This is a genomic window from Streptomyces sp. NPDC046870 (genome assembly GCF_040704595.1).
In the GTDB taxonomy this organism is placed as follows: Bacteria; Actinomycetota; Actinomycetes; order Streptomycetales; family Streptomycetaceae; genus Streptomyces; species Streptomyces argyrophylli.
The window spans coordinates 41,445-54,731 of the sequence record NZ_JBEYXM010000015.1 but is presented as its reverse complement, the minus strand read 5'-3'; the positions used below and the strand labels follow the sequence as shown (position 1 = coordinate 54,731).

Sequence of the window (13,287 nt, the reverse complement as noted above, 5' to 3'; positions counted from 1 at the left end):
CCCCCGAACGGGAATGCCGGATCGGTTCTCCTTCCGGCAGCCGGCTCACCGCTACCTCGTGGCGACCTTGCTGGCCGGCCCGGTCCACCCCGGCCTCGGCCGGTCCGCCGGGCCGCCCGACCGGGCGGCCCGGGCCGCAGACCGCGGAGGCGCCCGGTTACACACCTGGCGTCTCCGCGGCGCGTGGCGGTCGTGGTGAGCCCGCCGTGATGAGGTGACTTCAGCCGTTGCCGGTGACGGCAGCGCGTGAGGCTTTATGCGCGTGGCAGGAGTGAGGCTCGGGCCGGCTTTGAACGATCGGCCCGTGGGGTGCTGGTGTTGGGCGGGTGCTTCGCGGTGCTAGACCTCGATGGTGACGGTGGCCTGGCCGGTGGCGATGGCAGGGTTGCCTACCTGGATGCCGACGCGTACGGCGCCGGTCGCGGCGTCGGTTTCGACTTCCATCTCGGGGTAGACGACGACCCCCTTGCCGGGTGCCAGGTCGAGGGCGGCGTCGCGGATGGTCAGTGTCCGGTTGCCGTTGGACCGCCCGGCAGCAAGCTCGATCTCGCCGCTCTGTTCTTTCTTGGACATCATCATCCGGTTTTCGGTGAACCACAGGCCCTCGGGGGCGGTGAGGACGATGTCCTGCGCGCCGATGGGCGTCTGCCCGGTGTTGGTGAGGGTGAGCACGACCGGGTACACCCAGCGCTGGCCGGGCCGCACTCGCGCCTGCTGCAGTCGGCTCTGGGTGATGCGCAGGGTGGGTTGGGCCGCTGTGCCGGCGACCTTGGCCATGATCTGCACGGGGGGACGTCGGCCGATGCTGGCCGAGCCGTCGCTTACGAGGCCGGCTGCGGCGTCGGACCGGGCGCGCAGACCGATGGTGTAGACCAGGGTGCCGGTGTCGGTGTCGGTGGTGTTGAGGTGCGGGTTGTCGCGGATGACCAGGGTGCGGCCGCCGTCGTACATCTCGTGTTGGAGGTTGCCGGTGATCGCCCCTTGGACGGTGTCGGGGTAGGTGTAGGTGGGCGTGCCGTGGAAGACGAAGCCGGTAGGTGCGGTGAAGCGCTGGGTGATGACGCCCGGGTTGACCGGCTGGCCGACGGGTGAGACATAGCGCAGGTGGAAGGGGGCGGTCTGACCGGGAGCGGTCTGCGGCACGGTCTCCTGGTAGATGACCAGCGCCCGCTCGTCAGCCGTCGGTTCAGGGACGACGACGGTGACGGGGAGGGTGAAGCTGTTGTCCTTGAGGTTGAGGTCGCCGCCGTACTGGATCTCCAGCGTGGATTCGTACATGCCCGGCTGGGTGCCATCCGAGGCGCGGACGCGGAACACACCGTCCAGCGAGCCGCTGCGCGGTGCCAGGTCGGTACCGGGGAAGGTACGGGTCAGGCGCCGCCCGTTGTTCTCCTGGCTGCTTTCCAGGCCGTCGGCCAGGGTGAGGACCACCGTGATGTGCTCGCCGCTGGCGATGGCCGGACCGCGGTTGTGGATGCGGGCGCCGATTTCGAAGTCCAGGCCACGGGTGACGGCGACCGGGAGCACGACCTCGCCGTACAGGTCGGCGACCGGCGGGGGCGGCGGACTCACGGCCGCCGCTCCGAACACCTTGCGCACCCGGTGGTTGTGCGAGTCACCGATGTAGAGGTCGCCGGACGGGGCAACGGCCACCGAGTAGGGGTAGTAGAGCTTTTCCCCCACCGCCGGGCCTCCGTCGGCGAGGTATCCGGCGACCCCGTTGCCGGCGGCGGTGGTGATGATGTTGTGGGGTGTCACCTTGCGGACCCGGTGGTTGTGGCCGTCGCCGATGTAGAGGTTGCCCTCCCTGTCCACGGCTACGCCCGCGGGGTAGTGCAACGACGTGGCGACGGCGGGGCCGCCGTCGGCGACGTATCCGGCGACCCCGTTGCCGGCGACGGTGGTGATGACATTGTGGGGTGTCACCTTGCGGACCCGGTGGTTGTAGCGGTCGGCGATGTAGAGGTTGCCCTCCTCGTCCACGGCCAGCCCCCAGGGGTAGTGGAGTTTGGTGGCGACGGCGGGGCCGCCGTCGGAGACGAATCCGGGCTGGCCGTTGCCGGCGACGGTGGTGATGTTCCCGTTGGGTGTCACCTTGCGGACCCGGTGGTTGTGGGCGTCGCCGATGTAGAGGTTGCCCTCCCTGTCCACCGCCACTCCGAGCGGGTAGTGGAGTTTGGTGGCGACGGCGGGGCCGCCGTCGGAGACGAATCCGGGCTGGCCGTTGCCGGCGACGGTGGTGATGTTCCCGTTGGGTGTCACCTTGCGGACCCGGTGGTTGTGGCTGTCGGCGATGTAGAGGTTGCCCTGCCTGTCCACGGCCACGCCGTGGGGGTGGTGCAGTTTAGTGGCGACGGCGGGGCCGCCGTCGGAGACGAATCCGGGCTGGCCGTTGCCGGCGACGGTGGTGATGTTCCCGTTGGGTGTCACCTTGCGGACCCGGTGGTTGTGGCTGTCGGCGATGTAGAGGTTGCCCTCCCCGTCCACCGCCGTGCCGTAGGGGTAGTAGAGCTTGGTGCCGACAGCCGGGCCGCCGTCCACGACGAACCCCGATTCGCCGTTTCCTGCAGCTGTGATGATCGTGCCGTCCGGGAAGGTCGCCGTGGCAAGGGATGTGGGTGTCATAGCTTTCCTCCTGTTGTGGTACCGGGCGCAGCGCCCAGGCCGGGTGTTCCGGCACGGCAGGCGTGTCCCGGGGCTTTTACGGCCGCGCTGGGTGCGGGCTCGACGCGCGGCGTGGAAAATGGGACGGCACGAGCACGGCAGGCGACCGCGGTGGCGCCCGGTACGGCAGCCCAGGGCCACCAGCTCAGTGGACCCCCACCTGGGCCTCGGCCGCGATGCGCTCTCTGGGCAGCCTCAGTGCCAGCCGCTCCGGTGAGATGCGGACCGGAGGGTCGACAAAGACCGCATCGCACCGGCGCCGCGGCAGCAGCTTGGACACAGACACCCCGGCCATGACCAAGGTGGTGGCTGCCACCACGGCGGCCAGGGTGTCGAAGCCGGAGCGGCGTCGGCAGGCCAGCGCGGACGCCCCACCCGCTCCCAGAGCACTGGCCAGTGGCACGCCTGTGTACACCAATCTCCCGTCTCTCCCGTCTCTGCCGTCTGTCCCGTCTCTTCTCCCGTCTGTCGCCCCGCCCCGGTACCGGGACGGGGCATATACGCGAGGACGTCTGCGGCCAGGCGGGTCCATTCAGGTCACGCACCAGCGCTCCTCGCGCCGCCGGACCATGTCCCACAGGGAGCGGACGTACACCGCGTGCTGGAACAGGTCGTAGACCAGCTCGACGGCGAGGGTGCCCGCGAGCAGTTGGGGCCCGCGGCCCGCGCCACGGGCGGTGACGACCTTCTCCGCGACGAAGACCAGGCCGATGACGGCCCAGAACGGCGAGAACTCGGGGCGGCCGCGGGCCAGCATCCAGCCGGTGAAGAGGAGATACAGGCCCAAGGCGACTACGGACAGCCCCATGAGGATCTGACGCACGAAATAGGGAGCGGTGACCTTCGTCCAGCCGTAGTCCCGCAAATTCTCCAGAGCCCCGCGCTGCCAGCGCATGCGCTGGTGCCACAGCTTCGGCACCGATGTCATCACCTCGGTGACGACCCGGCAGCCCGGGGGTGAGACGGTGCGGTAGCCGATGGTGCGCACCGCCTTGGTGATCTCGTCGTCCTCGGTGAGCGAGGCCAGCGAGTAGTACGAGGCACCGCCGCCGATGAGGCCGTCCAGGCGCGCCTGGCGGATTTGCCGCAGGGTGGAGACGCGGAAGACGGTCGCGGTCCCGGTGAGCACATCGGCCCGGTAACCGCGCCGAGCGATCTCTCTGGCGTAGCGCTGGAACTCGATCCGCTGCAGAACTCCGAGCAGTCCCCCGCCCGGCTCGCCATAGAAGATCCCGCCGACCGCCCCCACATCCGCGGCCATCGCCTCAACGGCACAGGCCACGAACGAGGGGAGGAGGGTGGTATCGGCATCCTGGACGAGGACCAGGTCATCACCGGCCAGTCCCCGCAGGACGTCCTCCAGGGCCTGGTTGAGCGCCCCGGCCTTCTTGTGACGGTTGCTCGCGGACTCCACCACGCTCGCCCCGGCCCGTCGGCCGATCTCCGCGGTGGCGTCGGTGCAGTTGTCGGCCATCACGACGATTCGGTCGGGCTGCCGGCTTTGCGCCCGCAGAGCGGCGATGGCCGCGCCGATGCGGTCGGCCTCGTTGTGCGCGGGGATCAGCGCGATGATCCGCGGCGCCGCCGTGCTGCGGGGAGAGGGCCCCACGCGGACATGAGGCGTGCGTCTTCGCATAACCGTGCTCCTGACCGCACGCCCGCATCGCCGAGCGCACGAGGGAGAGTGCCAAGGGGATCGCGCCGCAGCTTCACCCACGGCTGGCGGGGATGCGGCTGCCAGGCGGAAGCCTCACAGAGCCGCAGCCATGCCCGTGCATGCCTGCTCCGCGGGGGTGGCATTCAGCGAACCGCCGGACGGACTTGCCGCCCGGCATATGCATCCCTTCCACCAAGGGGCACGACTCGCGGGACTCCTCACTCGAACAGAGCAGGCTCTGCCGAAGCACAACACGGCGCGTTTCACGCTCCGGCGCACCACCCCTGCACGCGCGCCCCACCCCGGTCAATCCCGAACACCGCGCGCCGCGCTGGCCGTGCATGGCCTTCGCACGGGCCGAAGCCAAAAACGCCCTTGACCATCGGGACCTGCACTGGCTGAGCATGCACGTGGCGAGGACCCGCATGTCACCGCCTTGCTCGCCAGCTTCTAGCCTTCCTCTCTCGGAGTGCCGGGACCGGATCCGCTCCGGACGATGCCCCGCCCCAGAAGCGGCGTTGCGTGGTCAAGGCGGGGTGGGCGAGTTGTTGAAAGTGATCCACGCAGCTCCCGTCAGCCTCTTCGGCCGGGGATCCGGCCATGGTGTGGCACGCGGTGCGTGATCAGCATGGTCGGTCAGCCGCCTGCGTCCCCGGGTCCGGGCTTGCGGGGAACGCTTCCCCGGCCACCGCTGCTGAGGTCCGCTGCCGGGCCTCATTCCGGGCACCAGGCGGCATGCTGGGCTGACCGCCGGGACGCCGCCCGGCGGGTATCTTGAAGCTCAATCCCGCCTTGACAGGCGTAGGCCTCGCACCAGCCATGCCGAAGGGACTGGTGGTTCGTGGAGACCAGACGCCTTTGTTGGCAAGAGCTTCCGATAGATGTCCGGACGGCCGTCCAGGAGCGGACCGGCCCGGTCTTGGAGGCTCGCACCATGGTGGGCGGGAACAACACTGCGGTAGCGACTCGGCTGCGCACTGCGCGGGGTGAAGTCTTCGTCAAGGGGCTCCCTCGTACTCACCCGCAGATCTGGGCGCCGCAGTGGGAAGCGGAGCTGGGCGTCCACGTGGCGCCGATCGGCCCCAGGCTGCTATGGCATGTAGAAGCCGGCGGGTGGAGCCTCCTCGGTTTCGAGTACATCGCCGGGCGGCATGCCCGTTACGCCCCTGACTCCCCCGACCTGCTCCTGCTTGCGCAGACCCTCACCGAACTCGCCGGCCGGCCACTTCCGGTGATCGCGCTAGAGCCTGTGGAATGGCGCTGGGCCGAGTACGTAGGGGAGTCTGCGGACCTTCAGTGGTTCGCTGGCGACACGTTGGTGCATACGGACCTTAATCCGGAGAACGTCCTGATCACCCCTGAACGGTCGCATCTGGTGGACTGGGTCTGGGCCGGCCGTGGTGCTGTCTGGCTCGACGCGGCACTCGCCGTCATCTGGCTCCTCGCCAGTGAACTGCACACCCCGGCCAGCGCAGAGGCGTGGGCCGCGCGCATGCCAGCCTGGCACCAGGCACACGCTCGTTCTCTGGATGCTTTCGCCGCAGCCAATGCGGCGAAGTGGGGCGAGATCGCCGCACGCGAGGACTGGGCGCAAGGATTATGCCGCGGCGCCCGGCTGTGGGCCGCCCACCGCAGCCGCTGAGGCATCCCGCGCAGTGGAGGTATAGGGGGTGTCCGCCTGGTCGCTCCCCTCCGGGTTCGGCCGGGAGGACCCTGGCACCGGGTCTGCGTTGCCCGTTCCGAGGACGCGTCGCAGGCTCGGCGGCGCGGCGGGGTTGGCTCCGAGCACTCCGCGGGCCCGCAGATCCCCGAGGTCGGGGAGACGGACGCCGGGCAGTGCGTCGAGAAGGTCGGCCTGTACGGCACGAATGCCCTGGGCAGGAGCCTCAGGGCCGGCGCCAAGGGCGCGGCGGCTGGTCACGGCGATCATCGTACGGGCGAGGCTCGGCGCGACCAGACCTCGCCCTGCCCATGAGGATCAGCAGGTGGCGGCTGTCCACCCTCAGGGTCTTCGGACGACGGCTCCGGAGACGAACCACTGCACCAAGGCGGCAGCGAGATGGACGCCGGCCCGGGCGGCGTCCAGGGTCTCCGGCACGGTCGCGGTCTGGGCGCCGTGCCGGGAGGTCTGCCCCTCCCACAGGGCGCGCATCATCGCCTCGGCCGGGGCGACCGGGTCGTCCGCCGGGCGGGGAATCGCGGCGCTGAACTTGTGCCGGGCGTTACTGATCTCGCCCAGCATCGTGCCCAGGGTGGCCCTGGCGTCCAGCCTCGCGGGCCGCGCGACGCACCGCCCGACTTCGCCCGCGGCACCGCCGAGGAGCGCATGGTGAGCATCCTGCACGGCGGCGTGCTGCGTGGGGCGCTGGACTTTTGGACCGACGCCCCGGTGCTCTGCTTCAGCTAGGTAACAGGCGGCCCCATTTCGGCCCCGGTCGTGGACCGTCATGACCTACCGGGAAAACAGGGATCATCATGACTAGCCCGCTCGCGGCTGTATCATCTGCGGCGGGCAAGTCGCGCGCGCCCCTCGCCGTTCACTGGCGCCCACGCCGCCGTGATCCATCGGCCAAGGTCCTCCGGGGCCCGCGTTCCTTCGGTCTGTCCTTTCGTCCGGCGGGAGCGTGGGAGACCGCTAGGAACGAGCAGCAGATGCCCAAGAGGCAATGCACCGATGCGCAGATGGCCCGTCTCCGACAGGCCGGTACGGGCGAGAGGTACACGGAAGCGCTGAGGTTCGTGCGGTCCGGCCGATCGGATCGCTTCGTCATGTTCAGCGCTCGCGGGGCGGGCTGGAACCCGATCACTCAGCGGGCTGTCGAGCAGCTCCGGCGGATCTGGCCGGCCGCGCCCGCACTGCACTGGGACGAGAAGTTCGGTGGGCTGCGCTGCGTGAGCTTCCCGTGGATGGACGCTCCCGACGAGGCGGCGGCGGTTGTGCGGAAGGCGCTCACGGAGGCAGCGACCACGTGCCAGACCTGCCCATCGCCAGGGCGTAAGCGGGTGGTGTGGATCTGGGATGTCGAGTACGGCTGGATCATGCCGTGGGTCAAGACCTGTTGTGACCGCTGCTACTTCGTACCGCGGGATCTCACGGACGATCAGCAGTACCGGTATCTGGTCGAGGAGTACGAGGAGCCCGAGCCGGAGCCCGATGAGGTTGGCTGCTGCGAGGCGTTTGAGGAAGTGGCCTCGGAGGTCCGGGCGGAGTTCGACCGGGGCGGCATGTCGGCGCTGTTGGCGAAGCTGGACAAGCTGTGTGAGTCGATGTGGCGCCGCAGTGCTCACTACGACGCCTACAGCGGTCACGCGGTCGTGATGGCCGTCGAGAAGGCGTGCGCGCCGCTGCTGCACAGGGTGAGTCAGGTGGGCGTCTTGTCCGAACCGCTGTTGTCCGCGTCGGAGCGTCGGCAGGTTCTCCAGGCCATCGACAGCTTGTTGGGAGTGCTTAGTGCGATGAACGCGGAAGAGTACCGAGACTGACAGGAGCCAGTGCAGTTCTTCCAGACCGGCCGCCAGGGCGCCGGTGGACTCCTTCGATATGTACCAAGAGCGGCGGTCCATGGCCGGGGCTTTGGCCCGTGCGGGGCGCTGCACGGGCCAAGGAGCGGCCCGGGCGAGTGTCTGCGGGGCCCGGGGAGTCTCCGTCGTCTGTGCGGGCGTGACGGGACCGCAGCAGGGCCGCGAGGTCCTGTCCGCCTCCGGAGGGCGGGGGCAGCTCCTCGGCTGGTGCCTTCGGCTCGACGAAAGCCGCTGGTGGGGCCTCGCCGTCCTTCTGCGGGGTCGTCGCGTCGTCGCCCCACTCTGAAACCGATGCAGTTGGCCCCGTGGGCCCAACGGGGCCAACTGATCTCCATCAGGCCGCCTGGGTACGGTCGGTGTCGCCTGTGCCCTGACGGCCTTCCGGGGCGATGCCGGCGCGCTGATGCCGCGTTCGCGGGACGTCCTCCCCGAGGACTGCGGCCGGCTCCGCGTTCTGCGGCGGCGAGGCGGGCGGTCCCGGCGCGGCCGGTGCCTGCGGTATCGGCGCCGGTCCTTCCACCAGGCGAGGCGGTCGGCGGACTCCTGGGGGAAGACGGTCTGCAGCGCGATCACGGCCAAGAGCAGGACCATGCATCCGATGCGGGCCCCCCACGGTGCTCCGGCGTTTGCGACGACTAGGACGCCGCAGATACCGGCGCCCGACAGTGCATGACGTCCCTCTACGGGTACGAGCGCCTGCCAGCCTGCTGGCGCGGACCCGGATTGAGGCGCATGTGGCCGAACTGCGTGTTCGGGCCCGTCGGCCGGGCGGGCGATGGAGCCGGGGCGAGCCCGACGAGGACCAAGAGGCGGCGCTTCACGTGGGAGCCGAGGCGGGGCGGTCGCATCTCCTCGCCCCGGCGCCGTTCTGCGTCGCGTTCCTCCACCGCAATCGCTGGGTCCCGGTCGGATCCAGGATCGGGCTGTCCGCTGTGCACCGGCACTAGGCCGGACAGCCATAACGGGAGGCGCTGTCAGGGAGTGGCTTCTACCGCTTCACCGGGATGCGGGGAATGCCGCCGGCGGGCGCGGGAAGCTCGCAGATTCATGGCGTTGCCGCAGCTCTTCATGTCGTGCCAGACGCGGGTGCCGTTGCGTGATTGGTCGTAGAACGCCGCGCCGCAGGCCGGGTTCTTGCACGTCTTCAGTCGGCTCAGGGTGCCGGTATGGGAGGCAAGCAGCGTCTCTAGGTGAATCAGTGACGCGACGGCGGCGGCACCGTCGTCCCTGGGTGCATAGGTCAGGCGGCCGTCGCGGAATGTGATGTCGGCTTCCAGCGGGTGCGGCGTGCCGTCATCGGCATCGCCGGTGAGCCAGCCGCGCACAAGGCTGCGGAGATCACGGAGCGCGGCCGCATCGTCAACGCCGATTGTGATCCGGGGTGCGGTCCGGCCGGTCTGCTCCTGCCACGTCCGCAACGCTGCGTCGAGCCACGCCTGTGCCGAGGTCTCGTCGACCAGGAGGTCAGGGATCGAGGCCGCTGGCATGCTCGCCGAGTTCAGCAAGTCCTGTACGACGCACAACCCCCCGGGAGCTGCTGCCAAACGGAGGCGCCGGGTGCTGTGGGCGGTGTCGTCACTGTTCACGCTCGCAAGCTTAGCCCACTCCGACGTCACCGTCACGCCTTGAGTACTGTCGCACGACACCGTCATAAGGGTTACGGTGGTGTCATCGTTCGGCGGATCACCGCGCACCGATCACCAAGGGGACACCCATGAGCACTGCCTTGACCGGCACGACCGCACTCGTGACCGGAGCGAGCGGAGGTATCGGCGCCGCCACCGCCCTGTCACTGGCCGCCCAAGGCGCGAACGTCGCGCTGGCCGCCCGGCGCAAGGATCGCCTCGACGAACTCGTCGAGCGCATCAAGGCCGACGGCGGCACCGCCCTCGCGATCGAAACCGACATAACCGACCGAACGCAGGCCACGGCCATGATCGAGCAGACCGTCGCAGCCTTCGGCGGCCTGGACACGCTCGTCAACAACGCCGGAATCATGCTGCTCGGCCCCGCCGAAAGCGCCCCCATCGAGGAATGGGACCGGATGATCGCCCTCAACGTGCAGGGCCTGCTCTATGCAACCCACGCTGCACTGCCGCACCTGCTCGCCGCGGCCGAGGGCCCCCGCGCAACAGCCGACATCGTCAACATCAGCTCCCTGGCCGGGCGCGTCCCCATCGCCGGCTCCGCCGTCTACAGCCTGACCAAGCACGGCGTCGGAGCCTTCACCGAAGCGCTGCGCCAAGAGGTCACAGGCCGCCACGTCCGCGTGTCCCTGATCGAACCCGGCCCGGTCGCCACCGAACTGTTCACAAACATCCGTCCAGAAATCCTGGAAGCCAGCAAGGACGCCTACGCCAACGCCACCCTCCTGCACGCCGAAGACATTGCCGACACCATCACCTATGTGGTCACCCGCCCCGCACGCGTCGTCATGAGCGAACTGCTCGTTCGACCCGACGCCAGCCAGTGGTAGCCGGCTCACCACGCCCGTTGGTGCCGGATCGGCAGTGAGCCCGCGCCTGCGTGCCAGTGGCCGGTTGAGGCAGGAAGCCCACAGCGCGCTCCCAAGACCAGCCCGTTCGCGGCACAGTCGGCGGGCGAATGAAGGTGACCGGTGCCTGCCGGTACGCCGCTGCGGCGCACCGTTCCCGTGCACCGCGACGCCTTCGTGACCGGTGGAGGGCACTGCGACGTTCGACGTCGTCAATCCCTCGACCGGTGAGGTCTTCGCCCAGGCGCCGGACTGCACGCCCGAGCAGCTAGACGCGGCGATGCGAGCGGCACAGCTGGCACAGCCGCCGTGGTCGCAGGACGAGGATGCGCGCAGCAGAGCACTTCTCACCGCCGCCGACCTGCTGGAGACGCACGCGGCCGACCTGGCCCGCATCCTCATCCGCGAGCAGGGCCGTCCCGTCTCCTTCACCGGCGAAATGGATCTGGTCGTCGCGTGGCTTCGCTATTTCGGCAGCGTTGAGGTGCCGCGCGAGGTGCTCGTCGACAACGGAGTTCATCGAGAAGGTCCACAAGCCGCTCGGCGTCGTCGCTGCGATTGCCCCGTGGAACGCGCCTCTGATGCTCGCCATGTGGAAGATCGCTCCAGCTCTCCGCGCCGGCAACACCGTGGTCCTGAAGCCCTCGCCCTGCACACCGCTGTCCACGCTGGCCATGGGCGAACTCCTTCGCAGCGTGTTCCCGGCCGGTGTGCTCAATGTGGTCTCCGGGCTCGACCCGCTGGGCGCTCGCATGGTGGAGCACCCCGTCCCCTGCAAGGTGAGCTTCACCGGCTCCACGGCCACGGGGAAGAAGGTCGCCGCCTCGGCAGCGAACAGCCTCAAGCGGGTCACGCTCGAACTCGGCGGCAACGACCCGGCAATCGTCCTGCCGGACGCCGACCCAGTCGCCATCGCAGACAAGTTGTTCTGGGGCGGCTTCGTCAACAGCGGCCAGATCTGCCTCGCCGTGAAGCGCGTTTACGTGCACAGCACCATCCACGACAGCCTGGTCGAGGAACTGGCACAGCGGGCGCGAACAGCGGTCGTCGGCGACGGTTTCGACCCGCGCAGCACCCTCGGCCCGCTGACCAACACCATGCAGCGCGACAAGGTCGCCCAGCTGGTGAGCGCGGCGATCGACGACGGAGCGGTCGCGGTCACCGGAGGTGAAGCGCTTCCCGGTCAGGGGTACTTCTATCCCCCGACGATTCTGGCGAACGCCAAGGACGGCATGGCCGTTGTCGACGAGGAGCAGTTCGGCCCGGTCATGCCGGTCGTCGCTTACGACGACCTCGACGCCGTGATCGAGCGCGTGAACACCTCACCGTTCGGCCTCACCGCGTCCGTGCGGTCCACCGATCTCGACGCCGCCGCGCGTGTGGCGACGCAGCTGGACGCCGGTCAGGTCACCGTCAACGCCCACGCCCACGCCCACGGTCTGCGCCCATACCTTCCGTTCAGCGGTCACAAGGACAGCGGCATCGGCGTCGAGAACGCCCTGGAGGGCCTCGCGGAGTACACCAGCACGACGGTCCTGATCCACCCGAAGCCCACCAGCTGACCGGATCGCCGCCTACGCCCCCAGCCCTCCTCCGTCCGCGGCCCGTCGTCCGGACGGGCCGCGAGCCGACGGCGGCCCCTCGTCGCTCGAGGTGTGGTGGTGGGGCGCAGTGAGCCAAGGGAACCTCTCGCGCCATCGGTTCAGATCGACACCTACGCCAAAAGCTGGCGGGTGTGGGAACGGTTCAGCGCCGTCACCGGCCTGCCGAAGCTGGAGGGCTCACGGGGCGCGCTGGTGGCGTTCGTGACGTGAATGCTCGGCGAGAGCCAGCAGATCGGCACCGGATACGCCTCCAGTTCGGCGTCCACCCACCTGGCGGCCGCCGTCGTCGGACTACGCCAGCGCGGCGTGAAGGTCCCCGCCGACGACTAGGTGTTCAAGGCCCGCGCCGGGGAGGAGCGATGTGACCCAGGATGTAACCCGGGGCGCGACCCAGGAGAGGACCTAGGATGCGACCCGGGGCGCGACCCGTGACCGGCGCGGCTGCGGGCACGGATCGTCGCCATGACAGCCCAGGCGCCGCGTCAACGTCGGCGTGGACGTCCGGTTCAACGAAGGGGGCCCGGCGGGATCACGCCGCGAGTGAGCCGAAGCTCAGGAGTTGTCACCAGTGGGACCGGTTGAGCTGGTGAATGAGGACGAGCGAGGCAACCCAGTTGTCACACATGAGGCATCCGACTTGGCACAGGCGCTCATTCGGAAGTCTTTGCGTCACCAGACTGGTCTCGCATACACAGCCACGCAGACGCCAACCCATCTGCACTGCTTCCCTTCGGTCGCCGATGAGTTTCGGTGTGCCGGACGGTCTAATACGTCGTCTCATTTGGTGAGTCTGCGGTAGCAGATGAGGCTGCAAGCGATAGCGGTGAAGGCCGGGAAGTGGTCGGCCCTACGTTCGTAGCGGCGATGCAGGCGGCGGCAGCTGCTCAGCCAGGACGTGGTGCGCTCGGTCGTCCAGTGGGCATCGTCAGCGCCTTCGCCGGCTTGAGCAGCAAGGTCATCGAGTCCGTCATCGTCTTCGGAGGCAGTCCGCACCGCCTTGCCGGTTTCCTCCTGGCAGTGGGCCGCTGACCGGCCCGGGCTGAGTGTCTGCCGCCGGCGGTTTATCGGGGAGTGGTGAGCAATTCGACGGCCAGGCCGAGCGTCTTTCGCCGGGAATCGCTGTAGTCGCCGATGCCTTGTGCGAGTACGAGGTTGCCGTAGGTCAGCGTGAGGATTGCGCTGGGATCGGATTGGCTCTCGGTAACGGCCGGTCGGGGGGAGGAGAGCGGACTGCGCTCTTCGGCGGGCCGTCGATCACTCGTTGGACCGGCTGGTCAACGACGTGCACCGCGAGACCCCGGCTGCCGCCATGGCAACTACCGGCTGGCTCACACCAAGGCCCAGGC

At 69.3% G+C, this 13,287-nt stretch carries 9 protein-coding genes and 2 pseudogenes; 5 read left to right on the top strand and 6 right to left on the bottom strand.

Annotated elements, in window-relative coordinates:
* Positions 1–339: 339 nt before the first annotated feature.
* From AB0946_RS27495 to AB0946_RS27485, 3 genes are all read right to left on the bottom strand, one after another.
* A complete protein-coding gene (locus AB0946_RS27495) occupies positions 340–2,625 on the bottom strand; it encodes an NHL repeat-containing protein (RefSeq protein WP_366763329.1) in 2,286 nt (761 codons plus the stop codon).
* Positions 2,626–2,809: 184 nt separating this feature from the next.
* Entirely contained in the window at positions 2,810–3,067 is a 258-nt protein-coding gene (locus AB0946_RS27490; RefSeq protein ID WP_366763328.1) for a hypothetical protein, read from the bottom strand.
* A 129-nt stretch (positions 3,068–3,196) separates the two neighbouring features.
* Positions 3,197–4,300, bottom strand: coding sequence for a glycosyltransferase family 2 protein (locus tag AB0946_RS27485; RefSeq protein ID WP_366763327.1), 1,104 nt, complete (start codon positions 4,298–4,300; stop codon positions 3,197–3,199).
* Between the two features lie 955 nt (positions 4,301–5,255).
* On the opposite strand from AB0946_RS27485, the gene AB0946_RS27480 reads away from it, so the two are divergent.
* Positions 5,256–5,963, top strand: a complete 708-nt coding sequence (locus tag AB0946_RS27480; RefSeq protein ID WP_366763326.1) for an aminoglycoside phosphotransferase — start codon at positions 5,256–5,258, stop codon at positions 5,961–5,963.
* A 360-nt stretch (positions 5,964–6,323) separates the two neighbouring features.
* On the opposite strand, the gene AB0946_RS27475 is transcribed toward AB0946_RS27480, so the two are convergent.
* Positions 6,324–6,665, bottom strand: a complete 342-nt coding sequence (locus AB0946_RS27475; RefSeq protein WP_366763325.1) for a hypothetical protein — start codon at positions 6,663–6,665, stop codon at positions 6,324–6,326.
* 308 nt (positions 6,666–6,973) lie between these two features.
* Here AB0946_RS27475 and AB0946_RS27470 point away from each other — a divergent pair, with 308 nt between their 5' ends.
* Complete coding sequence (locus tag AB0946_RS27470) at positions 6,974–7,804, top strand: hypothetical protein (RefSeq protein ID WP_366763324.1); 831 nt, start codon at positions 6,974–6,976, stop codon at positions 7,802–7,804.
* A 1,013-nt stretch (positions 7,805–8,817) separates the two neighbouring features.
* Here AB0946_RS27470 and AB0946_RS27465 read toward each other — a convergent pair.
* A complete protein-coding gene (locus AB0946_RS27465) occupies positions 8,818–9,429 on the bottom strand; it encodes a CGNR zinc finger domain-containing protein (RefSeq protein ID WP_366763323.1) in 612 nt (203 codons plus the stop codon).
* Between the two features lie 128 nt (positions 9,430–9,557).
* Between AB0946_RS27465 and AB0946_RS27460 the strand changes: the two genes are divergently transcribed.
* The 3 genes and pseudogenes from AB0946_RS27460 to AB0946_RS27450 all read left to right on the top strand — a co-directional run bounded on the left by AB0946_RS27460 (position 9,558) and on the right by AB0946_RS27450 (position 11,899).
* Positions 9,558–10,319, top strand: a complete 762-nt coding sequence (locus AB0946_RS27460) for an SDR family NAD(P)-dependent oxidoreductase (protein WP_366763322.1) — start codon at positions 9,558–9,560, stop codon at positions 10,317–10,319.
* Positions 10,320–10,521: 202 nt separating this feature from the next.
* Positions 10,522–10,755: pseudogene (locus AB0946_RS27455) on the top strand (aldehyde dehydrogenase family protein); the annotation flags it as partial.
* Complete coding sequence (locus AB0946_RS27450; RefSeq protein ID WP_366763321.1) at positions 10,664–11,899, top strand: aldehyde dehydrogenase family protein; 1,236 nt, start codon at positions 10,664–10,666, stop codon at positions 11,897–11,899. The pseudogene AB0946_RS27455 and the gene AB0946_RS27450, both read left to right, overlap by 92 nt.
* A gap of 819 nt (positions 11,900–12,718) precedes the next feature.
* Here the strand turns inward: AB0946_RS27450 and AB0946_RS27445 are convergent.
* A pseudogene (locus tag AB0946_RS27445) lies at positions 12,719–12,847 on the bottom strand (IS5/IS1182 family transposase); the annotation flags it as partial.
* Positions 12,848–13,287 lie beyond the last annotated feature (440 nt).

Coding starts and splice junctions, on each gene's coding strand:
- AB0946_RS27480 (WP_366763326.1), top strand. CDS start 5,256: ATGGTGGGCGGGAACAACACTGCGGTAGCGACTCGGCTGCGCACTGCG.
- AB0946_RS27495 (WP_366763329.1), bottom strand. CDS start 2,625: ATGACACCCACATCCCTTGCCACGGCGACCTTCCCGGACGGCACGATC.
- AB0946_RS27460 (WP_366763322.1), top strand. CDS start 9,558: ATGAGCACTGCCTTGACCGGCACGACCGCACTCGTGACCGGAGCGAGC.
- AB0946_RS27450 (WP_366763321.1), top strand. CDS start 10,664: ATGCGCGCAGCAGAGCACTTCTCACCGCCGCCGACCTGCTGGAGACGC.
- AB0946_RS27485 (WP_366763327.1), bottom strand. CDS start 4,300: ATGCGAAGACGCACGCCTCATGTCCGCGTGGGGCCCTCTCCCCGCAGC.
- AB0946_RS27470 (WP_366763324.1), top strand. CDS start 6,974: ATGCCCAAGAGGCAATGCACCGATGCGCAGATGGCCCGTCTCCGACAG.